Raw genomic sequence first — 19,629 nt, 5'->3', positions numbered from 1 at the left:
GAGGCAGGGGCGCCAGTCTGGTGCGACGCGTGTCCCACCAGGAACGACGGCGGCGGCTCGAGGTGCTCCGGGTGGAGACGCTGAGCCCCACCATGCGCCGGATCGTGCTCGGCGGGCCGGAGCTGGAGGCCGAGTTCCCGTGGCTGCCGCTGGCCTCGGCCGACCACGTCCGGGTGGTCGTGCCGGACGAGGCGACCGGCGAGCTGACGCTGCCCGCCCCCGGCCGCCGGGACGCGACCGCGATCCGCGACTACACGCCGCGCCGTTTCGACCCGGTGGCTCGCGAGCTGACCATCGACTTCGTGCTGCACGCGCACGGCCCGGCCGGCCGCTGGGCCGCGACCGCCGCGCCCGGCTCCGCGCTCGGCGTGATCGGCCCGCGCGTCGGCCAGGTCTTCCCGGCCGACTGCGACGACTACCTGCTGATCGCGGACGAGACCGGCCTGCCGGCCGCCGAACGCTTCCTGGAGGAGCTGCCGGCGGAGGCGATCATCCGGGTGCTGGTGCTGGTCGACGGCCCGCGGCGCGAGCTGGGCGGCGGCCGGGCGGCGGACGTCCGCTGGCTCGGCGCGGTCCCGGAGGCCGTCGTGCTCGAGGCCGTGGCCGCGGTGCCGATCGGGCCGGGCTCGTTCGTGTGGGGCGCCGGCGAGGCCGCCGTGATGCGCACGCTCCGCACCCACCTGCGGCACGACCGTGGTCTACCCGCCGAGCGGGTGGCGGTCCGCGGTTACTGGCGCGAGGGTGCGGTCGGCGGCTCCGGCGACTGATCGAGCCCACGGCGCCGGTCCGGGCCCGTCCGCCGCTTCCGGGCCGGCCGATGCCCGGTGCCGGCCGATGCCCGGTGCCGGCCGGGGACCGGTGCCGGCCGGGGACCGGTGCCGGCCGGGGACCGGTGCCGGCCGGGGACCGGTGCCGGCCGGGGACCGGTGCCGGCCGGGGACCGGTGCCGGCCGGGGACCGGTGCCGGCCGGGGACCGGTCGCTCACCAGGGTGCCCAGGCCTCCAGGAGCGCGGCGGCCACTCCGACGCCGAGCGCGGTGACCGTGACTATCGCGGCGTAGCCGGGGCCGGAGGTGGCGCGCTCCACGAACCGCCTGCGCGTTTCCACAGCGTTTCCCCTTCCGTGGCCGGTCGTCATCCGCAGTGGACACAACCTACGGTGGTGTGGCGGGACGCTCTCATGTGGGTGGTCGGGCTGAGCGCGCTGATCCCCGTGTGGTGGCGGCGGTGGACCGGCGGTGGTTCGTCGCGGCGGCCGAGGTGTCGTGGCCGGTCGGTTGCGCCGCGCCGTGGTTCGGCTGGGTCGTGCCCGGCCGGATGCGCCCGGAGGTGCTGTGGCTCGTCCGGCCGGCCCAGATCGGGTGGTGGGTGTTCCGGGCGCTGGATCGCCGGACCCGCGCCGGCACGGCGCCCGGCTCGACGGAGCCGGACGCCGGGGAGGTCACACCGTGACGGCGGTGGAGCGCAGGACGCGGCGGCCGGGGATCTCGATGCTGAGGAACGCGATCAGACCGACCACCGCGACCACCGCGGGACCGAGCCACCACGGGCCGGCCGGCCACGGGCGGCCGAGGAAGCCCAGCGAGAGAAGCATCAGCGGGAGGACCGCGAGCCCGGCCCCGCCGGCGGTGGCGAAGACCCAGATCAGCACGGCCTCGCGACGCAGCATGGCCCGGACCTGGGCGGGGGTGGCACCGGTCAGCCGCAGCAGCGTCAGCTCGTCCCGGCGCGCGCTGGTGGCCGCGACCAGCTTGTTCGCTATGCCGAGCAGCAGGTAGCCGAGCAGCACCCCGAGCACCGCAATGTTGAGCCACAGCTCGGACGGCACGGCCACCGGGTCCGGCGCGGCCGAGTCCAGCGCGACGCCGGGCCGCGACGCGACCAGCTCCGCCACCCGGTCCCGGGCGGACGCGCTGCCGTCCGTGCGGACCAGCAGCCGCTGGTCCAGGCCGGAGCTGTGCCCGGCGGCCAGGTCGCGGGCGAGCACCACCGGGCCGAAGCCGAGGCCACGTTCGTAGACCGCGGCGACGCGGGCGGTGACCGACGTGCCGTCGCCGAGGACCAGCGTGACCTCGCTGCCCACGCCGGCGCGGCGGGCGGAGGCGGTGGTCGCGTCGATCGCCACCGTGGCGCCGGTCAGCCCGGCCAGGTCGCCGTCGCGCACGCCCAGGTCCAGCACGGCCGCGGCCTCCGGGGTGAGCACGGCGGCCTCGGACGGCTCGACGATCTCGTCACCGAACATCCGGGACGTCCACAGCACGGTCGTGCCGCCCACCATGGCCGCGCCGGTCACGCCGGGGACGGCGGCGACCGCGCCGGTCAGCTCGGACGGCACCCGGCCCAGTTCCGGCGCCGTCACCGCGAGCTGCGCGACCGTGCCGTCGGCCTGGTCGCGGGTGGCGCCGGCGAGCACGGTGGTGTGGCTGAACGCGTAGGTGAGCGTGAACACCACCGCGACCGCGAGCGTGCTGACGGCGGCGGCGGTGCGCACCGCGTACCCCCGGGTGTTGGCGATCGCGAGCCACGTCGGGGCCGAGGCCCGCGCCGGGAGCCGCCGGGCCATCACCCGGCCGGCGCGGGAGAGCAGGCCGGGACCGGCCATGGCCAGGCCGATCGCGGCGAGGATGCCGGCCATCGCGGTCGTGGCGGCGCCGATCTCGGTGCGGGAGATCAGTGGTGTCACCGCGAGCGCGTTCGCGCCGGCCAGCACGACCAGGCCCGCGGAGAAACGCCGGACCGAGGGGGTACGGGGTTCCGTGCGCGATCCGGCGACCGCCTCGGTCGCGGGCATCGTGGCGATTCCGGAGACCGCGGCCAGGGCCGCGATCCAGGCGGTCAGCACCATCAGCAGCACGCCGGCCACGCCCGGGAGCGGGCTCCACTGCAGCGGCAGCGCGGCCGGCGCCAGCCCGACTGCGACCAGCAGCTCCCGGAAGCGCGCGGCCACCAGGTAGCCGAGTGCCGCGCCCGGCACCGAGGCCGCGACCGTGACGATCAGCGCCTGGCGGGTGGCGAGCCGGCGGATCTGCCGGGGCGTCGCGCCGACCGCGCGGAGCAGGGCCAGCTCGCGGCGCTGGCCGGTGAGCGAGACCGCGAGCGCGCCGCCGACGATGATGCCGATGATCATCAGCGTCACGCCGGAGAGCGACCCGGCCATGATCGGCAGCATGCTCCGGCCGGCCGCGGTCTCCGGGTCGGCGATGTCGCCACGCGCGGTCCCGGTCGTCACGGTCAGGCCGGCGTCGAGCGCGCGGGCCGCGTCCGCGACCTCGTCCGCGCGGCCGGGCTCGGTGCGCAGCGCGACCAGGTCGACCCGGTCCTCGGTGCGGCCGGTCAGCGCGATCGCGGTGGCGTCGTCGAAGAACACGCCCGGGCCGCCGGCGTCGAGCACGGCCGTGACCCGGTAGTCACCGGTCCGGCCGTCGGCGGAGAGCCGCACAGTGCCGCCGGTGCCGACGCCGGCCGCGGCGGCGGTGGCGGCGTCCAGTGCGATCTCGGAGTCACCCGACGGTGCGGCGAGCCCGTCCGGGATCCCGGTCGGCCGCCCGCCGCCCTCGGTGCCGGGCGAGGTGCCCGGCGAGGTACCCGGCGAGGCGCTGGGCGCGGGAGAGGGGGCGGTGAGGGAGAGCGAGGTCCAGTTGTGGCCGTCGACCGGGGTCACCCGGCCGTCCGCGCCGATCAGCGCGGCCGGCACCGTCACGTCGCCGATCGCCGCGGTCACGCCGGGCAGCGAAGCCAGCCGGGCGACGAGCGCGGACGGCACCCCGGCCCGGTCCGGCAGCGTGATCGGCAGATCCTCCGGGACGGCGTAGGTCTGCGGTGCGGAGACCACCACGTCCGCCGACGCGAGCCGGCCGGGGGACGGGTGCCCGCGCAGTCCGGACTCCGCGATCACGCCGACCGCGGAGACCAGCGCGGCACCGCCGAGCGTGGCGCAGGCGACCGCGATCAGCCCGGCGACGCGATGCCGGGCCATGCGTGCGGCGAGGTAGAACATGGTGTCTTACTCCGTTTCCAGCTCGGTGAGGCGGCGGGCCAGCTGTGCCGCGGTGGGGGACGGGACGGTGTCGGCGATCCGGCCGTCCGCCATCACCAGTGCCAGGTCGGCGCGGGCGGCCGCTGCCGGGTCGTGGGTGACCATGACGACGGTCTGGCCCAGCTCGTCGACGAGCGCGCGGAGAAGATCGAGGACCTCCCGCGCGGTACGGAGATCGAGCGCACCGGTCGGCTCGTCCGCGAAGACCACGGCCGGCCGGGTGACCAGCGCCCGGGCGACCGCGACGCGCTGCTGCTGCCCGCCGGACAGCTCGGCCGGCCGGTGGTGCAGCCGGTCGGCCAGGCCGACGCGCTCGACCAGCGTGCGCACCCACTCCCGGTCCGGCGCGGTCCCGGCCAGGCGCAGCGGCAGCGTGATGTTGTCCGCGACGCTGAGCGAGGGCAGCAGGTTGTACTGCTGGAAGATGAAGCCGACCCGGGACCGGCGGAGCACCGTGCGCTTCGTCTCGTCGAGGCGGCTGATCTCCGTACCCTCGATGAAGGTGCGTCCGCTGCTCGGGGTGTCGAGCCCGGCCGCGCAGTGCATCAGCGTGCTCTTGCCGGAACCGGACGGCCCCATCACGGCCAGGAACGTGCCGGCCGCCACGGTCAGCGACACGCCGTCCAGCGCGCGGACACCGCCGGAGTACGTCTTCACGACGTCCTCCAGCGTGACCGCGGTGCGGGTCAGGACGGCCGTCATCCGCGCCGGCCCTTGCGGTAGTGGACGACCAGTGCCACCGCGGTGGCGAGCACGATCACGCCGACCGCGGAGCCGGCCCACACGTTCACGGTCGACAGCGCGGCGTTGATGCCGGCGCTGACCACCAGCACCACCCAGAGCAGCAGCCGGGTCCGGTCGGTGGGCGGGTCCTCCCGGCGGGGCGGCTCGGGTGTCTGATCGGTCAGTCGGTACGGGTCGGTGGCCATCTCGTTCACTCCCTCGAAGACGGGCGTTTCTCGATGTCTACGACGCTATGACCGGCGGCCCGCCGCAACGATCCCGTGCGCTGCCCAGCCGTGGTACAGCAGGCTGTACTTTCCGGCCGTGCCCCTTGCCGCGGCACCGGTGCCGTGCCCTACGGTCGCCGGGAAGCCTGTCTAAGGAGGCACCCACCATGTCCGTCGTCGAGGCCGTCCGCCGGCGTCTGCGGATCGGCATCACCGCCGTGGAACGCATCGCGGTCGGCTGGGGCACCGCGTTCCTGGCCGGCCTGGTGTTCTGGCCGCTGGCCGTGGCCGTGCTCGCCCGCCGCGGCGCGCCGTTCGCGCTCGGCCGGATGCGCGCGGTCGCGGACATCGAACGCCGCCGCCTCGGCCTGCCCGCCGGGCTGCCACCGCAGACCTCGCTGCGCGCGGTCGTCACCGACCGGGCGACCGGGCGGGAGCTGCGCTGGCTCGCGCTGCACGCCACGTCCGGGTTCCTGCTCGGCATGTTCGGGCTGACCATCGCGGTCGACATCCTGCGCGACGGCCTGTTCCCGCTCTACTGGCGGCTGACCCCGCCGGAGGAGGCGGTCCCGGCGATCGGCTGGCCGCTGATCCGTACCCAGGGCGGGGCGTGGCTGGTGGGTCTGTTCGGCGTCTTCTGGCTGTTCATGACGCTGTACGTGGTGCCGCTGATGGTCCGGCTGCAGGAGCTCCCCGGCCGGCGGCTGCTGCGGCCCGGCCCGGGCGAGGACATGGCGATGCGGATCGCGGAGCTGACCGCGACGCGCGCGGCCGCGCTGGACGCGCACGCGGTCGAGCTCCGCCGGATCGAACGCGCGCTGCACGACGGCACGCAGAACCGGCTGGTGGCGGTGAGCGTGCTGCTCGGCGCGGCCCGGCGCGCGGTGCAGCGCGACCCGGCCACCGCGGACGAGATCCTGGAACGGGCGCAGACCGCGTCCGAGCTGGCCCTCGCGGAGCTGCGCGCGGTGGTGCGCAGTATCCTGCCGCCGGTGCTGTCCGATCGAAGTCTCTCCGACGCGCTCGCCTCGCTGGCCGCGACCTGCCCGGTCCCGGTCACCGTCGACGCGAACGTGCCGGGCCGGTGCGCGGCGTCCGTGGAGGCGACCGCGTACTTCGTGGCGGCCGAGGCGCTGACCAACGTCGCGAAGCACAGCGGCGCGTCCCGGGCCACGGTCACGCTCACCCGGGAGGCGGACACGCTGCGGCTGGTCGTCACGGACGACGGGCGCGGCGGCGCGGACTCCGGCGGTGGGACCGGCCTGACCGGCATCCGCCGCCGGGCCGAGGCGCACGACGGCACCGTGACACTGACCAGCCCGGTGGGCGGTCCGACCACTGTGGAGGTACAGCTGCCGTGCGGATTGTGATGGCGGAGGACGACGCGCTGCTGCGCGAGGGCCTGGCGATGCTGCTGCGCGCGGAGGGCCTGGACGTGGTGGAGACCACGGACAACCCGGTCACGTTCCTGGCCGCGGTGGACAAGCACACGCCGGACGTGGCGATCGTGGACGTGCGCATGCCGCCCACGCACACGGACGAGGGCATCAAGGCCGCGGTCGAGGCCCGCGGCCGGCAGCCGGGCCTCGCCGTGCTGGTCCTCTCCGCGTACGTCGAGCAGGCCTTCGCCACCGACCTGTTCACGCTGGGCGGCGGCGGCCTCGGCTACATGCTGAAGGAGCGCGTCGGCCGGGTCGAGGAGTTCATGACCGCGCTGCACCGGGTGGCCGGCGGCGGCACCGCGATCGACCCGGAGGTGGTGGCGCAGCTGCTCACCCGCACCCGCCCGGACTCGAAGCTGGAACGCCTCAGCCCGCGCGAACGGGACGTGCTCGCGCTGATGGCCGAGGGCCTGGGCAACGCCGCCATCGCCGAGAAGCTCTTCGTCACCGACGGTGCCGTCCACAAACACATTCGCAGCATCTTCTCGAAGCTCGAGCTCTCCCCGGACGACCAGACCGACCGCCGCGTCGCCGCCGTCCTGCACTACCTCCGCGACGAGGCCAGACGCTGAGCCCTCGCGGTCCCGGCCCGGACCGCGGCGGGGTCAGCAGTTGCGGATCGACCAGGCGGGGGTCCAGTCGTACGGGTGGATGGTGGGGTAGTCGGGGTGAACGTGTGCAGCACGCCGCCGGACTGGTTGTAGACGGACGAGACCGCGCTGCCGGTCTGGTGGTTGAGGTAGAGGCCGGGGCCGTCCCAGTAGGAGAAGTGGTAGCGGTTGCAGGTGTAGAGGTCGAAGACCTTCCAGTTGCTGACCGTCGGATCCCAGACTCGGCCGTGTCGACCGCCCGCCGGCACGCCGGAACGGGGCATATCCTCTGGGTCGTGGATATTTCGCTGGCCGAAGCGCTCGTCCTGCTCGCCTACCGCGACGAGGACGGCACCACGGAGGCCGGCGTCCGCGGCCTGAACCACGGGGTCGCCGCCGCGTCGCTGCTGGAACTGATGCTCGAGGGGCGGATCGCGATCGACGGCGGCACGGTCGCCGTGTCGGACGCGACGCCGACCGGCCGGGCCGTGCCGGACGCGGTGCTGGCCCGGATCGCGGGTGCCGGGACGTCACTGACGCCGCGTGACTGGCTGTGGACGCTGGCCCGCGAGGACGGCCACCGGGTCGTGCTGGACCGGCTGGTCGACGGCGGGGTGCTGGAGCGGCGGGACGGCCGGGTGCTGCTGGTGTTCCCGGCGAGGCGCTATCCGGCGCCGGGCGGTGTGACGCCGCCGGCGGAGGCCGACGTGCGGGCGCGCATGCGGGCCGCGGTCGACGGCGCCGGGCCGGTGGACGCGCGCGTGGCCGTGCTGTGCACGCTGGTCGGCGCGCTCGGCTGGGACCGGCTCGTCTTTCCGGACGTGCCCGCGGCCCACCTCCAGCGGCGGCTGGCGGAGCTGCGGGACGCGCCGCCGGTGGCCGGCGTCGTGGCCGACGTCGAGGCGGTGGTGATGGTCGCGGCCGTGCTGCCGGCCGCGACCACCTGAGCCGCCGCCCGGCCTCAGACCAGGCTGAGCACGTGCGTCAGCCCGCGTGGGCCGGCCGGGGACGGCTTGGGCAGCAGGAACGCGAACATGCCGGCGGTGACCGCACCCGAGTCGGTGAGCGGGTTGTCGCCGACCATCAGCGTCCGCTCCGGCGCGACACCCAGTCGTTCCGCGGCCGTGGTGAAGCAGGTGACCGCGGGCTTGCAGGCGCCGTGCTCGAAGGACATGACGATCGTGTCGAGGTACGGCGTGAGGCCCAGCCGGTCGAGCGCCGGCCGCAGGTCGAAGCCGGTGTCGCTGACCACGCCGATGCGCAGGCCGCGGGCGCGCAGCCCGCGCAGCGTGGGCAGGCTGTCCTCGAACGCCTCCCACGACTCGGCGGCCACGGTCAGCGCGTAGAGGTCGTCGCTGAGCCCGGGCAGCAGCTTGTCGCAGCCGGCCTCGGCGTAGAGCGCGGTCCACACCTGCCGGTGCCGCTCCGGGTCGAGGTCGCGGCCCTTCGCCATCTCCTCGGCCGTGCTGCTGCGGTCCAGCACGCGCTGCCAGGCCGCACCGACCTCGTCCGGGTCGAGCGGCCCGGCGCCCCGGTCGGCCGCGGCCCGGTGCAGCAGCGTCTCGCCGCTGCCGGAGAGGCGGATGAGCGTGTCGCCCGCGTCGAACAGGACCGCCTCGAACCGGGTCACGGCTGCGCCTCCCTGACTCTCTCCGCGGCCAGCGCGCGGAGCTCGGTGAAGAGCATGCGGGACGTGTCGTCCCAGGTGGGGAACGTGTCGGCCTTCCGTCGCGCGGCCGCCGCCATCTTCGCGCGGTACGCGTCGTCGGTGGCCAGGCGCAGCAGCGCGCCGGTCAGCGCGACCCGGTCGCCGGGCGGCACCGCCAGGCCCTCGACGCCGTGCGCCGCGAGGTGCGGGAGGTTGCCGGCGTTCCAGCCGACGACCGGAAGGCCGGCCGCCATCGCCTCGCCGTAGACGGTGCCGTACGGCTCGCGCGTGCTGGCCAGCGCGAAGATGTCGGCCTTGCGGTAGAAGCCGGCGACCTCCGCGGGAGTGACGACGCCGTGCGTGACGACACGATCGCGCAGGTCCGGGCGCGCGATGCGGGCGCGGACCCGGGACGCGTAGTCCGGCTCGACGTTCTCGTCGCCGACCAGGTGCAGCGTGGCCGCGTTCGGCGGCAGGTTCGAGAAGGCGTCCAGCAGGTCGAGCAGGCCCTTGCGCGCCATCCAGTTGCCGACCGACAGGATCGCGACCTGCCGGTCCTGGCGCAGGTCGCCGGGCGGGTCGACGGGTTCGGCGGCCGCGTCCCGGCCGGGCGGGACCACCGCCAGCAGTTCCGGGTCGAAGCCCTGCTCGCGCAGCGTGTTCGCCAGGTCCTCGGACGCGATGATCATCCGCTGGGCGCGTTTGTAGAGCGCGCGGTCCAGCGAGGCCTGGGTGCGCTGCCGGCCGGACGCGTGGTCGATGCCGCCGGGCGGCTGGTGCAGGATCGCCGCGATCGGCGGCAGCCCGCGCGCCGCGCCCAGCCACGGCCCGGCCAGGCCGGCCACGATGCTGTCCACCAGCAGCACGTCCGGCTTCTGCGCGTGGATCTTGCGGATCATGGTCGCGCCGGCCAGCGCGGGCAGCGGGAACCGCCACTTCGGCAGCGACACGAAGTCGACCCGCGCGCCGTGCTGAGGGGCTCGGTCGGCGACCCGCCGGTGGTAGAGGTACCCACCGGTCATCGTCGCCGGGTCGCCGAGCGTGAGCAGGGTGACCGCGAGTTCAGCCACCGAGCGGGCCCTCGTATCCGCCGTACATCCGCGGGTCCTCCCAGACGCGGACGTGCAGCGAGGCGCCCGGCACCGGGCCGACCGCGTCGGTGAGCACCGCGTGCAGCCACTGGGAGAAGACCTCGACGGTGACCGCGTCCTTGGTGGTCTCCGCGCCGACGATCTCGTCCAGGTCGGCCTCGTGCAGCCGGTCGGTCACGCCGCGCAGCGCGTCGTTGAGCACGTCGAGGTCGACGACCATGTCCCGCTCGTCCAGCCGCGGGCGGGTGACGCGGATGTCCAGGCGGTAGTCGTGGGAGTGCCGCTCGCCCTCCGGTGGGGGCATTCCGGGCATCGTGTGGTAAGCACGGACTTCTCGGGAGGTGCCGACTTCGTACATGCTCTTATTCATAGCGCAGCGCCGCGTGCAGGACTCCGGCCACGCCCCGGTCCAGGGCCTCGTACGCGGCCGGGGCGTCCTCGAACGCGAACTCGGTGGTGGCGAGCCGGTCCAGCGGCAGCGTGGGCATGAGGGCCAGGGCGGTGGCCCGGCGGCGGTCGCGGGTCCAGCGGTCCTGCTGCGCGGCGGGGATCGTGGACACCTGGCTGGAGCGGATGGTGAGGCGGCGGCGGTGGAAGTCGGCGCCGAGCGGGAGCGGGACCGGCTTGGTGCCGTACCAGGAGCCGACCAGGGCGGTGCCCTCGTGGTGCAGCCGGCCGAGTCCGTCCGCGAGCGCGCGCGGGGCGCCGGAGGTCTCGACCAGGAGGGCCGCGCGCGTGTCCGACTCGGCCGGGCTGATGGCCCGGATCCCCACCGAGGCCGCCAGTTCGCGGCGCCAGGCGACCGGCTCCAGCGCGGTGACCTCCGCGCCGGCGCGCGTCAGCAGCAGCGACGTGAGCAATCCGACCGCGCCCAGGCCGGTCACCAGCACCGGCTCGCCGAGCACCGGGCCCGCGTCGAGGCTCAGCTGCAACGCGGTCTCCACCAACGGGAACATGGTCGCCAGCCGCGGGTCCAGCCCGTCCGGCAGCGTCAGCACGTCGGCGGCGGGTGCGGTGAAGACGTCCTGGTGCGGATGGAACGCGAAGACCGCGGTCCCGTCAAGGGTTCTGCCGACCGCGCTGTATCCGTACCCGAACGGGTAATTGAAGCCACCCTCGAACGCGCCGAGCGTCTCGTCCAGCGGCGTCGCCGCGTCCAGCTCACCGCGGTACGCGAGCAGCTCCGTGCCCGCACTGATTCCTGAGTAGACGGTGCGTACCAGCAGCTCGTCGCCGGTCGGGTCGTCGAGGTGCACGTTCTCGACCGCGACCGAGCGCGGTGCGAGGAACCGGACGGCGCGCGCTTTCACGGACATCCCCCAAAGATCTCTTAAATGGACATATAGCCATATAGGCCCGGTGGGGCATTTATCGGTCGAGCGGTGGGCAGCGGCTGATCCACGTGGTAGCAAAGGTGCCATGATTCTTACGCCACAGCGAACGGGCGACCCGGCGCCCGCGCCGGTCGAGGTCTGTTCCGTGGTGATCCCCACGCCGTACGGGGAGTTCACGACGCGCGTCTTCGAGACCGCCGCGGGGCACACGCTGCTCGCGCTCATCCGCGGCGACGTCACCGGCGCCGAGCCGGTCCTCACCCGCCTGCACTCCGAGTGCCTGACCGGCGACGCGCTCGGCTCGCTGCGCTGCGACTGCGGCGTGCAGCTGCGCACCGCGATGCGCACGGTCGCGGCGGCCGGCCGCGGCGTGGTGCTCTACATCACCGGGCACGAGGGTCGCGGCATCGGCCTGGTCAACAAGCTCCGGGCGTACGTCGAGCAGGACAAGGGCGCGGACACGCTGGACGCGAACCTGCGCCTCGGCCTGCCCGCGGACGCCCGCACGTACGGCGAGTCCGCGGCCGTGCTCCGGGCGATCGGCGTCGAGTCGGTCAACCTGATGTCGAACAACCCGGACAAGGTCGCGGGCCTGCGCGCCGGCGGTCTGGCCGTGCAGACCATGGTCGGCCTGCAGACCGCCGCGCACGCGCGCAACGCCGCCTACCTGACCACCAAGGCGGACCGGATGGGCCACGTCGCGCCGATCGGCGCGGAACCGATCACGGTGCCCGAGGCCGGCATCGACGTCCGCGGCCTGATCGGCGAGATACGCCCGCGCGCGGACCGGCCGTACGTGATGGTGCGCGTCACCCAGACGCTCGACGGCCGCATCCAGCGCGAGCCCGGCATCCCCACGGCCGAGGAGCACGCGCTGCGCGCCGCCACCGACGCCGTGCTGGTCGGCGCCGGCACGGTCCGCCGCACCGACCCGTCGCTCACGGTCGAGCTGGTCCCCGGCGCCCACCCGCTGCGCGTCGTGCTGGACAGCGAGCTCAACCTGCCGCTCACCGCGCGTGTCTTCGGCGGCGAGGCCGCCACCACGGTCTTCACCACCAAGGAGGCCGACGCGACCCGTGCCGACGAGATCCAGGCGGCCGGCGTCGGCCTGCGCGAGGTCTCGGCCGGCCCGGACGGCGCCGACCTGCCCGCGGTCCTCGCCGAACTGCGGCGCGGCGGCGTCCAGTCGTTGCTGGTCGAGGGCGGGACGCGGCTGATCGCCACGCTCCTCGCGGCGGGTCTGGCCGACCGGCTGATCGTGGCCATCTCCGCGACCACGGAGGCGCCCGGTGACACGCGTCTGCCCACCGGGCTCACGCTGACCAACCGCACCGCCTACACCGCGGGCGACGCGCTGCTGCTCGGCTGGGACGTCACGGCCTGACCGGTCCGCACCGTCACCGTCCGGCCGAACAGTCGGTGATGGTGCAGCTCTGCACGAGGACGTTGTCGAGCACCGGGCCGTACGCGCCGGGCGTGGTGCTGGTCAGCTCCAGCGACGTCGCCGCGCGCGTGGCCCGGAACGTGAACGACATCTCCACGTACCCCATGGCGGTCCTGCTGGTCCGGGTCGCGTCGAAGGCGAAGTCCTGCCGCGGCCGGCCGTCGACGCCGGCCACGCCGGTCTTGACCTCCGGCGGGCCGGCCGGGTTCCCGGACAGGCGGTAGCTGACCCGGTAGTCCGCGGCCAGCGTGGTGCCGAACGTCGCCCGGATCGCGCCGGCCCGCGCGCCGTTCAGGTCCAGCGACTGCGCCTCGTTCTGGGCCGCCCAGTAGCCGCCGCCGATCAGGTCCACGTCACCGCCGATCACGGCCCACGGGCCGAAGACCTGACCCGCACGGTACGTGGTGAAGCTCCCGGTCGGCGCCCACGGCTCCTCGAAGCTGTCCCAGAACGCGCCCGCGGTGGCGTGCGCGGGCGCGGCGGCCAGGACCGACAGCACGCCCGCGATGACGGCGGTGGCACGACGTGGCATCATTTCTCCCCCTCCGGGTGCACGACGCCCCACGGCGGCCGAGAGAGAGCGCCTGCCTGGATCGTACGGTCCCGGCCGGGGTCACGCGGGCGTAATCAGGAGCCCGCCGTGGCGGCGACGGCGATCGTGACCGTGGTCATCATGATCGCGGCCTGCAGGTCCTTGATCAGGCGGCCCACCGCGCTGCCGGCCCAGTGCGACTCGCCCAGCTCCTTCAGGCGCTTCTTGGTCTCCTTCCGGGGCAGGTCCGGGAAGACCCGCTTCTCCCAGTCGAGCGCGGCGATCAGCGTGCACAGCACCAGCGTCCGGGTGTCCGGCGCGGTGTCCGAACCGTCGATCGCGGCCCGCAGCAGCGCGCGGCGCTCCGTCTCCGCCACCGGCTCGACACCGTGCGGTGCCGGGTAGCGGGTGACCGGGAAGATGCGCATCACCCGGTCCGCGCGCCGCTCCAGGATGCCGGCCCCCACCAGCTCGTCCAGCACCGGCTGCCGGGCCTTCTTCGACAGCCGGTAGATCCAGTCGTCCGGCTTGCGCCGCTTCGCGTCCGCCGCGATCGTGGCCAGCGCCGCGTCCGCCCGCGGCGAGCCGGTCGGCGTCGCGTCGACCACGTCGACCCGGCCGTCGGTCAGCGCGATCCGTTCCGCCAGCGCGAGCTCCACCAGGTGCGCGCCGGCGATGCCGTAGTCCAGCCAGGTGCTGGTGCCGGACGCGGCACCCTCGTCGTCGTAGGCGAGCAGAACCAGTTCCTCAGCCAGCGAGATCGTCATGCCCCCAAGCGTATTAACGCTGTTCACGCCGCACATCCGTCACGAGCCGGATCTTCGGGGTCCACCTCGCGACGGTCAGTTCTGTCGTACCCGTCGATCACAATGGCGCGCATGGATATCACCACCGGCGACGGACGCACGCTGCACGCCTACGACCGGGGCACGGGCACGCGGGTCGTCATGTGGCATCACGGGACGCCGAACATCGGCACGCCACCCCGGCCGCTGTTCGAGGCCGCGGATCGGCTCGGTGTCCGCCTGATCGGCTACGACCGGCCCGGTTACGGCGGGTCCACGGCGCTGCCGGGCCGCGACGTCGCGTCCGCCGCGCGGGACGCGGCCGCGGTCGCGGACGCGCTGGGCGTGGCGGAGTTCGCCGTGCTCGGGCACTCCGGCGGCGGGCCGCACGCGCTCGCCTGCGCCGCGCTGCTGCCCGGCCGGGTGACCGCGGCCGCGACCGTCGCCGGGCTGGCGCCGCGCCGCGACGAGACGTGGTTCGACGGCATGGGCCCGGCCGGTGTCGCCGGACTGCGCGCCGCGATCGCCGGCCGCGCGGCCAAGGAGGCCCACGCGGCCGGCGACTCCATGCCCGACTTCACGCCCGCGGACTGGGCCGCGCTGGAGGGGGAGTGGGGCTGGTTCGGCGAGGTGGTCGAGCCCGCGGTCGCGGCCGGTCCCGGCCCGCTGATCGACGACGACCTCGCGTACGTGCAGCCGTGGGGTTTCGACCCGGCCACGATCGAGGTCCCGGTGCTGCTGGTGCACGGCGCGGACGACCGGGTGGTGCCGGCCGCGCACGCCCGCGGCCTGGTCCCCGGCGCGGAGTCGTGGATCGTCCCCGGTGCCGGCCACATCTCGGTGCTGCCGGAGACCGCGGTGCGCGCGCTCGACTGGCTCGCGGCGCGGTGAGGCGGCGGGTCAGGACAGGAACATGAGCCGGGCCATGATCGGCAGGTGATCACTGCCGGTGCGGTCCATCGCCCACACCGTCCGTACCGCGATCGACCGCGCCATGATCTGGTCGATCCGGGCCACCGGTGTGCGCGCCGGCCAGGAGAACGCGAACCGGTCGCCCGCGGTGCTCACCCGGTCGGTGATCGGACGCAGCCCGCGGTCCTCGACGGTGCCGTTCAGATCCCCGATCAGCACGACCCGCTCCAGCGGCTCGGCGGCCAGCGCGTCGCCGAGCCGCACCGCGGACTCGTCGCGCCGGTCACTGCCGAACCCACCGGGCCCGAGTCGCAGCGAGGGCAGGTGCACGACGTAGACCGCCACGTCGCCCTGGAGCGTGGCGACGACCGCGCGCAGCCCCCGGTTCCAGTTGCCGTCGTCCAGGCTCGCCGGCCGGATGTCCACCAACCGGGACTCCACGATCGGGTAGCGCGACCACAGCCCGACCGTGCCGTGCACCGCGTGATGCGGGTACGCCGTGGCCAGCACCGCGTCGTAGGCGGCCACGTTCTCCGGCAGCAGCTCCTGCACGCCGATCAGCTCCGCGTCCGCGGTGAGCAGCGTGCGCGCGGTCCCGGCCGGATCCGGGTTCTCGTCGCTGAGGTTGTGCTGCACCACCGTGATGTCGGCCGGGGTCCCCGAGGTCTGCGCCAGCTTCCCGCCGCAGACCACCAGCCAGGCGACCATCGGCAGGACCGCGGCGGCCGCCGCGAGCCGTGACCTCCGGACCAGCGCGACTCCGAACAGCACCGGGACGCCGAGCCCCAGCCACGGCAGGAACGTCTCGAGCAGGCTCCCGAGGCGCGGCCCCACGTTCGGCACCAACCCGGGAAAACCGATCAGAACCGCCAACACCACCGCCGGTACGACCACGACCGTCTTCCGCATCCGGCGATCATTACAGGCCCGCGCTCGCGAGCTGGCACCTGCCGTAGCGGCATGTGGTCTCGTTGAGGGACCCCAGCACGAAAGAGGTTCCCGCTGTCATGTTCTCCGCCGTCATGCCGCCGCGCCAGGTCAAGATCGGTGACGCCGCCGCCTTCGCCGGGACGACGCCGCGCGCCATCCGCCACTACCACGAGATCGGCCTGCTGCCGGAGCCGGAGCGGGGCGTGGACGGCCGGCGCCGCTACGGCTACGACGACATGATCCGCCTGCTGTGGATCCGCAAGATGGCGGACGCCGGTATCAGCCTCGACGACATGCGGGCCGCGTTCGACGGGACCCGGGACATCGACGACGTGCTGGCCCGGCTGGAGCGGACCCTGGCCGAGCAGGAGGCCGGCATCGCCCGCCGGCGCGCGGCCGTCCGGCGCCTGCGGGCCGTGGGCAGCCCGCTCGGACTGCTCTCGGAGGCGGTCACCGGCCGGCTCGACCACCTGCCGCCGGGCGCGCTGCGCCCCGACGACGTGGACGCGCTGCTGGTCACGGAACGCATCTTCGGCTCGCTCGGCGCCGCGATCCAGGCCAGCGTGTTCATCGTGCTGGCCACCGACCCCGGCCTGCGGGCGGAGCAGGACCGCCTGGACGCGGCCGAGGCGGCGCTGGACGACGGCGTGCGGCCCGACGACCCGCGCGTGGAGGAACTCGCCGTGCGTCGATGCGCCCAGCTCATGGCCCTGGACCGGGCCGCCGTGAAGGCCGGGCTGCACGTGGCGGAGGAGAAGCTCCTCGAGACCGTCGACGACACCGAACCGGCGGACACCCGGATGAGCGCCGGCGCGGCGGTCACCAAGATGCCGTACGACTGGTCACCCGCCCGGACACGCTGTGCGGAACGCGCGGGGCAGCTCTTCGCCGAGGCCATCTCCGCCTCGGAGCGGTACCGCGACGGTCAGGCCACGTCGGCCGATGCACCGTAGGTGCGGTGCAGGTAGGCGATGTCCCGCCCGAAGGACCACACCAGCGCCGCCAGGGCCCCCGCCACCAGGAGCCCGGCGGCCACGCCCGGCAGCACGCCCGACGCGGCCGCGACCAGCACGACGCCCTGGATCGCGGCGACCGTCTTGCGGGAGTAGCGCACCGGCAGGTCGTTCCGCAGCCAGGTGAGGTGCCAGCCGGCGGCCACGAACGCGTACCGGAACGCGCCGATCGCCAGCACCCACCAGCCCAGGTGGAACGCCACGAAGACGCTCAGCACCAGGATCAGGAACGCGTCCACCTCGCCGTCGAAGCGGGCCCCGAACGGTGAGCTGCTGCCGGTGCGGCGGGCCACGATCCCGTCCACGCCGTCCAGGACCAGCGCCACCGACGCGAGCACCACCAGGACCGCGACCGGCGTGCGCTGGACGTCCGCGACCAGTGCCGTGACGCCGCCGATCAGCGTGGCGCGAGCCAGCGTGACCGCGTTCGCCGGGCCGAAGACCCGCATCCCGGCGCGGTGCATGGCGCCGGTCAGCAGGGTGCCGAGCGCGAGCGCGTAGACCGTGCCGGCGATCCAGCCGGTGGCGCCGAGACCGACCGCGGCGGTGAGGCCACCGAGCACCGCGAACTGGGCGAGCAGCCCGGCCGCGGGGCCGCGAAGGGGACTGACGGTGCCGGTCCATACGCCTGCTGTCACTGTGCTGCCTCCATGCCGGGACCGCGGCGGGTCACCGCCGGTCGCGTTCTGTCAACACGGAAACTTCCGGCGGACGGTTCACCGGATCTTCGAACCGGATCCGCGAAACGTCCGTACCTCCAGGTGACGCGAACCGCCGGAGATCTTGACCGGCCGGTGCGCGGGACCGGGATCGTTACCGTCAGTGGAGGCCGGGATGAGTGTCGCGGAAGCGCCGAGGTACGCCTCGACGTGGCTGGACCTGCGTGAGCCGGCGGACGCCGCGGCCCGGGCGACGGAGCTGGCCGACGAGCTTCGCGGCCGGCTGGCGGACGTGCCGGACCCGGTGATCCTCGACCTCGGCTGCGGCACCGGTTCGATGGCCCGGTGGCTCGCGCCGCGGCTCGACGGCCGCCAGCACTGGATCCTGCAGGATCGCGACCCGGACCTGCTCGGCGTGGCCGCGGCCAGCATGATCGGCAGCGGCGGCGCGATCACGGTGGAGACCCGGCAGGGTGACATCACCGAGTTGTCCGCGGCCGACCTGGAGGGCGTGTCGCTGGTCACCGCGTCCGCGCTGCTGGACCTGCTGGACGCGGACGACGCCGCCCGGCTCGCGGGGGCCTGTGCCGAGTCGGGCACGCCCGCGCTGCTCACGCTCTCGGTCAGCGGGCTCGCGGAGCTGAGCCCGGCCGAGCCGCTGGACGGGCCGCTGAACAGCGCGTTCAACGAGCATCTGCGGCAGCACGTGGCCGGCCGCACGCTGCTCGGTGCGGAGGCCGTCGAGGTGATCAGCGCGGCGTTCGAGGAGCGTGGGGCGACGGTGCACGCGCGGCCCAGCCGGTGGCACCTCGGTCCGGACCGCCGGGAGCTGATCGCGGAGTGGCTGCGCGGCTGGGTCACGGCCGCGTCCACCCGGCTCGGCCGTGCGGCGAGCGTCGAGCACGAGATCGACGAGTACCTGCGGCGCCGGCTCGCGCAGGCCGCGGCCGGTGAGCTGACCGTCGTCGTGCATCACACCGACCTGCTGGCGCTGCCCGGAGAGGCCTCCTGATGCTGCAGAAGATCCTTTCCTGGGCGAAGCCGGTCGCCGGCGCCGCGATCATCGCGCTGCTGTTCTGGCGGCTCGGATCGGTCGCGTTCCTGGACAGCCTGCGCGTGCTGACCTGGCCGACGTTGCTCGCGGCCGCCGGGATCGGGCTGCTGACCACGGTCTTCAGCGCCTGGCGCTGGTGCCTGACCGCGCGGGGCCTCGGCATCCGGCTGCCGTTGCGCGGTGCGATCGCGGACTACTACCAGGCGCTGTTCCTCAACGCCACGCTTCCCGGCGGCCTGCTCGGCGACGTCGACCGGGCGGTCCGCAACGGCCGCGACACCGGCGACGTGGGCCGCGGCGTGCGCGCGGTGGTGCTGGAACGTACCGCCGGGCAGATCATGCTGTTCGCGGTCGGCGCCGCGGTGCTGATCGCGCATCCGGGTCTCGCGGTCGCGGTCGCGGACATGGTGTCGGTCTCCCCGGCCCTGCTCGCCGTGCTCGCCGTCGGTGCCGTGCCGGCCGCCGGCGTCGTGGCGGTCAGGCTGCGCCGCAACCCCGGCCGTGTGCGGCGGGCCTGGCGCACCGCGACCGGCGACGTCCGGCGGGGCCTGCTCGCCCGCCGCACCTGGCCGGGCATCCTGCTGGCGTCCGCGGTCGTGCTCGGCGGTCACCTGGCCACGTTCCTGCTGGCGGCGCGCGCGGCCGGGTCCGTCGCTCCGCTGGGCACGCTGCTCCCGCTGCTGGTCACCGCGCTGCTGGTGATGGTGCTGCCCGTCAGCATCGGCGGCTTCGGCCCGCGTGAGGGTTTCCTGGCGTGGGCGTTCGCCACGACCGGCCTCGGCGCCGCGCAGGGCCTCACGGTGGCGGTCGTCTACGGGCTGTTCGCCCTGGTGGCGAGCCTGCCGGGGGTTGCGGTCCTGGCCGTCCGCCTGGTCGCCCGCCATCGGGCCGCGGAGGCACCGGAAGTGCCGCACCCGGCTCCGGTGCCGGCGCCCGCACCGGCCCCGGTGGAGCAGCTGATCGTCACGGACGTGGTGCCGCCACGGACGCTCAAGGCCCTGGAGCCCGCGGCCGCCTAGGTTCGTTCCCGCGGCCTCCGTCGCCGCCCGCACCGCGCGCCCGTGACGCCGCCCGCCGGTGTCCCGGGCGCGGTGTCGTGTCCGGGCGTGGTGTCGCGTCACGGGCGTGGTGTCGCGTCCGGGCGTGCGCAGAGGGGGATCGGTGGGCCGTGGTTCGCGATCCGCGCCGCCGGTAGAAACGAGACGTCCC

At 74.7% G+C, this 19,629-nt stretch carries 23 protein-coding genes; 10 read left to right on the top strand and 13 right to left on the bottom strand.

The genetic code is table 11. The annotated features are described in order from the left end of the window. The first annotated feature begins 29 nt into the window (after positions 1–29). The gene (locus tag J2S44_RS02340; protein WP_310408607.1) at positions 30–767 is read left to right on the top strand and encodes a siderophore-interacting protein; all 738 of its coding nucleotides are present in this window, start codon (positions 30–32) and stop codon (positions 765–767) included. Between the two features lie 215 nt (positions 768–982). Here the strand turns inward: J2S44_RS02340 and J2S44_RS02335 are convergent, their stop codons facing one another. Next, positions 983–1,108, bottom strand: a complete 126-nt coding sequence (locus tag J2S44_RS02335; protein WP_310408605.1) for a hypothetical protein — start codon at positions 1,106–1,108, stop codon at positions 983–985. Positions 1,109–1,227: 119 nt separating this feature from the next. Here J2S44_RS02335 and J2S44_RS02330 point away from each other — a divergent pair, with 119 nt between their 5' ends. After that, positions 1,228–1,452 carry a hypothetical protein gene (locus J2S44_RS02330; RefSeq protein ID WP_310408602.1) on the top strand — a complete coding sequence of 75 codons (225 nt, stop codon included), beginning with the start codon at positions 1,228–1,230 and terminating at the stop codon, positions 1,450–1,452. Here J2S44_RS02330 and J2S44_RS02325 read toward each other — a convergent pair. Genes J2S44_RS02325 through J2S44_RS02315 form a run of 3 tightly spaced genes read right to left on the bottom strand, consistent with a single transcriptional unit; the run spans position 1,442 to position 4,965 of the window. Continuing rightward, positions 1,442–3,997: an FtsX-like permease family protein gene (locus tag J2S44_RS02325; RefSeq protein WP_310408599.1), complete on the bottom strand. Its 2,556-nt coding sequence runs from the start codon at positions 3,995–3,997 to the stop codon at positions 1,442–1,444. The two genes, J2S44_RS02330 and J2S44_RS02325, sit on opposite strands and share 11 nt — an antisense overlap. A 6-nt stretch (positions 3,998–4,003) precedes the next feature. After that, positions 4,004–4,738 carry an ABC transporter ATP-binding protein gene (locus J2S44_RS02320; RefSeq protein ID WP_310408597.1) on the bottom strand — a complete coding sequence of 245 codons (735 nt, stop codon included), beginning with the start codon at positions 4,736–4,738 and terminating at the stop codon, positions 4,004–4,006. Continuing rightward, entirely contained in the window at positions 4,735–4,965 is a 231-nt protein-coding gene (locus J2S44_RS02315; protein ID WP_310408594.1) for a hypothetical protein, read from the bottom strand. Before J2S44_RS02315 ends, J2S44_RS02320 begins: the two co-directional genes overlap by 4 nt. A 188-nt stretch (positions 4,966–5,153) precedes the next feature. On the opposite strand from J2S44_RS02315, the gene J2S44_RS02310 reads away from it, so the two are divergent. Then, entirely contained in the window at positions 5,154–6,356 is a 1,203-nt protein-coding gene (locus tag J2S44_RS02310) for a sensor histidine kinase (protein WP_310408592.1), read from the top strand. Continuing rightward, positions 6,344–7,000, top strand: coding sequence for a response regulator transcription factor (locus J2S44_RS02305; protein ID WP_310408589.1), 657 nt, complete (start codon positions 6,344–6,346; stop codon positions 6,998–7,000). The genes J2S44_RS02310 and J2S44_RS02305 overlap by 13 nt, the downstream gene beginning before the upstream one ends. Here the strand turns inward: J2S44_RS02305 and J2S44_RS02300 are convergent. Further along, positions 6,973–7,302 carry a hypothetical protein gene (locus J2S44_RS02300; RefSeq protein ID WP_310408586.1) on the bottom strand — a complete coding sequence of 110 codons (330 nt, stop codon included), beginning with the start codon at positions 7,300–7,302 and terminating at the stop codon, positions 6,973–6,975. The genes J2S44_RS02305 and J2S44_RS02300 overlap by 28 nt on opposite strands. A 12-nt stretch (positions 7,303–7,314) precedes the next feature. Here J2S44_RS02300 and J2S44_RS02295 point away from each other — a divergent pair, with 12 nt between their 5' ends. After that, positions 7,315–7,965 (top strand): GOLPH3/VPS74 family protein, encoded by a 651-nt coding sequence (locus J2S44_RS02295; RefSeq protein ID WP_310408583.1) that lies wholly within the window; start codon positions 7,315–7,317, stop codon positions 7,963–7,965. Positions 7,966–7,979: 14 nt separating this feature from the next. On the opposite strand, the gene J2S44_RS02290 is transcribed toward J2S44_RS02295, so the two are convergent. From J2S44_RS02290 to J2S44_RS02275, 4 genes are read right to left on the bottom strand one after another with little or no spacing between them, the layout of a single operon-like run. Next, positions 7,980–8,648: an HAD family hydrolase gene (locus tag J2S44_RS02290; protein ID WP_310408580.1), complete on the bottom strand. Its 669-nt coding sequence runs from the start codon at positions 8,646–8,648 to the stop codon at positions 7,980–7,982. After that, positions 8,645–9,736 (bottom strand): glycosyltransferase family 4 protein, encoded by a 1,092-nt coding sequence (locus J2S44_RS02285; protein ID WP_310408578.1) that lies wholly within the window; start codon positions 9,734–9,736, stop codon positions 8,645–8,647. The genes J2S44_RS02290 and J2S44_RS02285 overlap by 4 nt, the downstream gene beginning before the upstream one ends. Next, positions 9,729–10,115 carry a 6-pyruvoyl trahydropterin synthase family protein gene (locus J2S44_RS02280; RefSeq protein ID WP_310408576.1) on the bottom strand — a complete coding sequence of 129 codons (387 nt, stop codon included), beginning with the start codon at positions 10,113–10,115 and terminating at the stop codon, positions 9,729–9,731. The genes J2S44_RS02285 and J2S44_RS02280 overlap by 8 nt, the downstream gene beginning before the upstream one ends. 4 nt (positions 10,116–10,119) lie before the next feature. Next, positions 10,120–11,073, bottom strand: a complete 954-nt coding sequence (locus tag J2S44_RS02275; RefSeq protein WP_310408575.1) for a zinc-dependent alcohol dehydrogenase — start codon at positions 11,071–11,073, stop codon at positions 10,120–10,122. 103 nt (positions 11,074–11,176) lie between these two features. On the opposite strand from J2S44_RS02275, the gene ribA reads away from it, so the two are divergent. Continuing rightward, a complete protein-coding gene (gene ribA, locus J2S44_RS42825; protein ID WP_374727799.1) occupies positions 11,177–12,475 on the top strand; it encodes a GTP cyclohydrolase II RibA in 1,299 nt (432 codons plus the stop codon). A 13-nt stretch (positions 12,476–12,488) separates the two neighbouring features. On the opposite strand, the gene J2S44_RS02260 is transcribed toward ribA, so the two are convergent. Beyond that, complete coding sequence (locus J2S44_RS02260; RefSeq protein WP_310408573.1) at positions 12,489–13,070, bottom strand: choice-of-anchor C family protein; 582 nt, start codon at positions 13,068–13,070, stop codon at positions 12,489–12,491. A gap of 92 nt (positions 13,071–13,162) precedes the next feature. Continuing rightward, positions 13,163–13,834, bottom strand: coding sequence for a GOLPH3/VPS74 family protein (locus J2S44_RS02255; RefSeq protein ID WP_310408571.1), 672 nt, complete (start codon positions 13,832–13,834; stop codon positions 13,163–13,165). Between the two features lie 111 nt (positions 13,835–13,945). Between J2S44_RS02255 and J2S44_RS02250 the strand changes: the two genes are divergently transcribed. Then, positions 13,946–14,743, top strand: a complete 798-nt coding sequence (locus J2S44_RS02250; RefSeq protein WP_310408567.1) for an alpha/beta fold hydrolase — start codon at positions 13,946–13,948, stop codon at positions 14,741–14,743. A gap of 9 nt (positions 14,744–14,752) precedes the next feature. Here J2S44_RS02250 and J2S44_RS02245 read toward each other — a convergent pair whose 3' ends face one another. Continuing rightward, positions 14,753–15,673, bottom strand: a complete 921-nt coding sequence (locus tag J2S44_RS02245) for an endonuclease/exonuclease/phosphatase family protein (protein WP_310408566.1) — start codon at positions 15,671–15,673, stop codon at positions 14,753–14,755. A gap of 98 nt (positions 15,674–15,771) precedes the next feature. On the opposite strand from J2S44_RS02245, the gene J2S44_RS02240 reads away from it, so the two are divergent. Next, positions 15,772–16,647, top strand: a complete 876-nt coding sequence (locus J2S44_RS02240) for a MerR family transcriptional regulator (protein ID WP_310408562.1) — start codon at positions 15,772–15,774, stop codon at positions 16,645–16,647. Here the strand turns inward: J2S44_RS02240 and J2S44_RS02235 are convergent. Continuing rightward, positions 16,620–17,345, bottom strand: coding sequence for a CDP-alcohol phosphatidyltransferase family protein (locus J2S44_RS02235; RefSeq protein WP_310408560.1), 726 nt, complete (start codon positions 17,343–17,345; stop codon positions 16,620–16,622). The two genes, J2S44_RS02240 and J2S44_RS02235, sit on opposite strands and share 28 nt — an antisense overlap. 196 nt (positions 17,346–17,541) lie before the next feature. Between J2S44_RS02235 and J2S44_RS02230 the strand changes: the two genes are divergently transcribed. Beyond that, positions 17,542–18,378 carry a class I SAM-dependent methyltransferase gene (locus J2S44_RS02230; protein ID WP_310408559.1) on the top strand — a complete coding sequence of 279 codons (837 nt, stop codon included), beginning with the start codon at positions 17,542–17,544 and terminating at the stop codon, positions 18,376–18,378. Further along, entirely contained in the window at positions 18,378–19,439 is a 1,062-nt protein-coding gene (locus J2S44_RS02225) for a lysylphosphatidylglycerol synthase transmembrane domain-containing protein (protein ID WP_310408556.1), read from the top strand. Before J2S44_RS02230 ends, J2S44_RS02225 begins: the two co-directional genes overlap by 1 nt. Positions 19,440–19,629: the final 190 nt, after the last annotated feature.

This window comes from Catenuloplanes niger, from assembly GCF_031458255.1.
In the GTDB taxonomy this organism is placed as follows: Bacteria; Actinomycetota; Actinomycetes; order Mycobacteriales; family Micromonosporaceae; genus Catenuloplanes; species Catenuloplanes niger.
This window is presented reverse-complemented; position numbering and strand designations above follow the sequence as displayed.

What these genes read in the sequence shown, in the direction of transcription:
- J2S44_RS02255 (WP_310408571.1), bottom strand. Translation starts at nt 13,834, where the DNA reads ATGACGATCTCGCTGGCTGAGGAACTGGTTCTGCTCGCCTACGACGAC.
- J2S44_RS02315 (WP_310408594.1), bottom strand. Translation starts at nt 4,965, where the DNA reads ATGGCCACCGACCCGTACCGACTGACCGATCAGACACCCGAGCCGCCC.
- J2S44_RS02225 (WP_310408556.1), top strand. Translation starts at nt 18,378, where the DNA reads ATGCTGCAGAAGATCCTTTCCTGGGCGAAGCCGGTCGCCGGCGCCGCG.
- J2S44_RS02260 (WP_310408573.1), bottom strand. Translation starts at nt 13,070, where the DNA reads ATGATGCCACGTCGTGCCACCGCCGTCATCGCGGGCGTGCTGTCGGTC.
- J2S44_RS02245 (WP_310408566.1), bottom strand. Translation starts at nt 15,673, where the DNA reads ATGCGGAAGACGGTCGTGGTCGTACCGGCGGTGGTGTTGGCGGTTCTG.
- J2S44_RS02240 (WP_310408562.1), top strand. Translation starts at nt 15,772, where the DNA reads ATGTTCTCCGCCGTCATGCCGCCGCGCCAGGTCAAGATCGGTGACGCC.
- J2S44_RS02320 (WP_310408597.1), bottom strand. Translation starts at nt 4,738, where the DNA reads ATGACGGCCGTCCTGACCCGCACCGCGGTCACGCTGGAGGACGTCGTG.
- J2S44_RS02300 (WP_310408586.1), bottom strand. Translation starts at nt 7,302, where the DNA reads ATGCCCCGTTCCGGCGTGCCGGCGGGCGGTCGACACGGCCGAGTCTGG.
- J2S44_RS02310 (WP_310408592.1), top strand. Translation starts at nt 5,154, where the DNA reads ATGTCCGTCGTCGAGGCCGTCCGCCGGCGTCTGCGGATCGGCATCACC.
- J2S44_RS02275 (WP_310408575.1), bottom strand. Translation starts at nt 11,073, where the DNA reads ATGTCCGTGAAAGCGCGCGCCGTCCGGTTCCTCGCACCGCGCTCGGTC.
- J2S44_RS02230 (WP_310408559.1), top strand. Translation starts at nt 17,542, where the DNA reads ATGAGTGTCGCGGAAGCGCCGAGGTACGCCTCGACGTGGCTGGACCTG.
- J2S44_RS02325 (WP_310408599.1), bottom strand. Translation starts at nt 3,997, where the DNA reads ATGTTCTACCTCGCCGCACGCATGGCCCGGCATCGCGTCGCCGGGCTG.
- ribA (WP_374727799.1), top strand. Translation starts at nt 11,177, where the DNA reads ATGATTCTTACGCCACAGCGAACGGGCGACCCGGCGCCCGCGCCGGTC.
- J2S44_RS02250 (WP_310408567.1), top strand. Translation starts at nt 13,946, where the DNA reads ATGGATATCACCACCGGCGACGGACGCACGCTGCACGCCTACGACCGG.
- J2S44_RS02280 (WP_310408576.1), bottom strand. Translation starts at nt 10,115, where the DNA reads ATGTACGAAGTCGGCACCTCCCGAGAAGTCCGTGCTTACCACACGATG.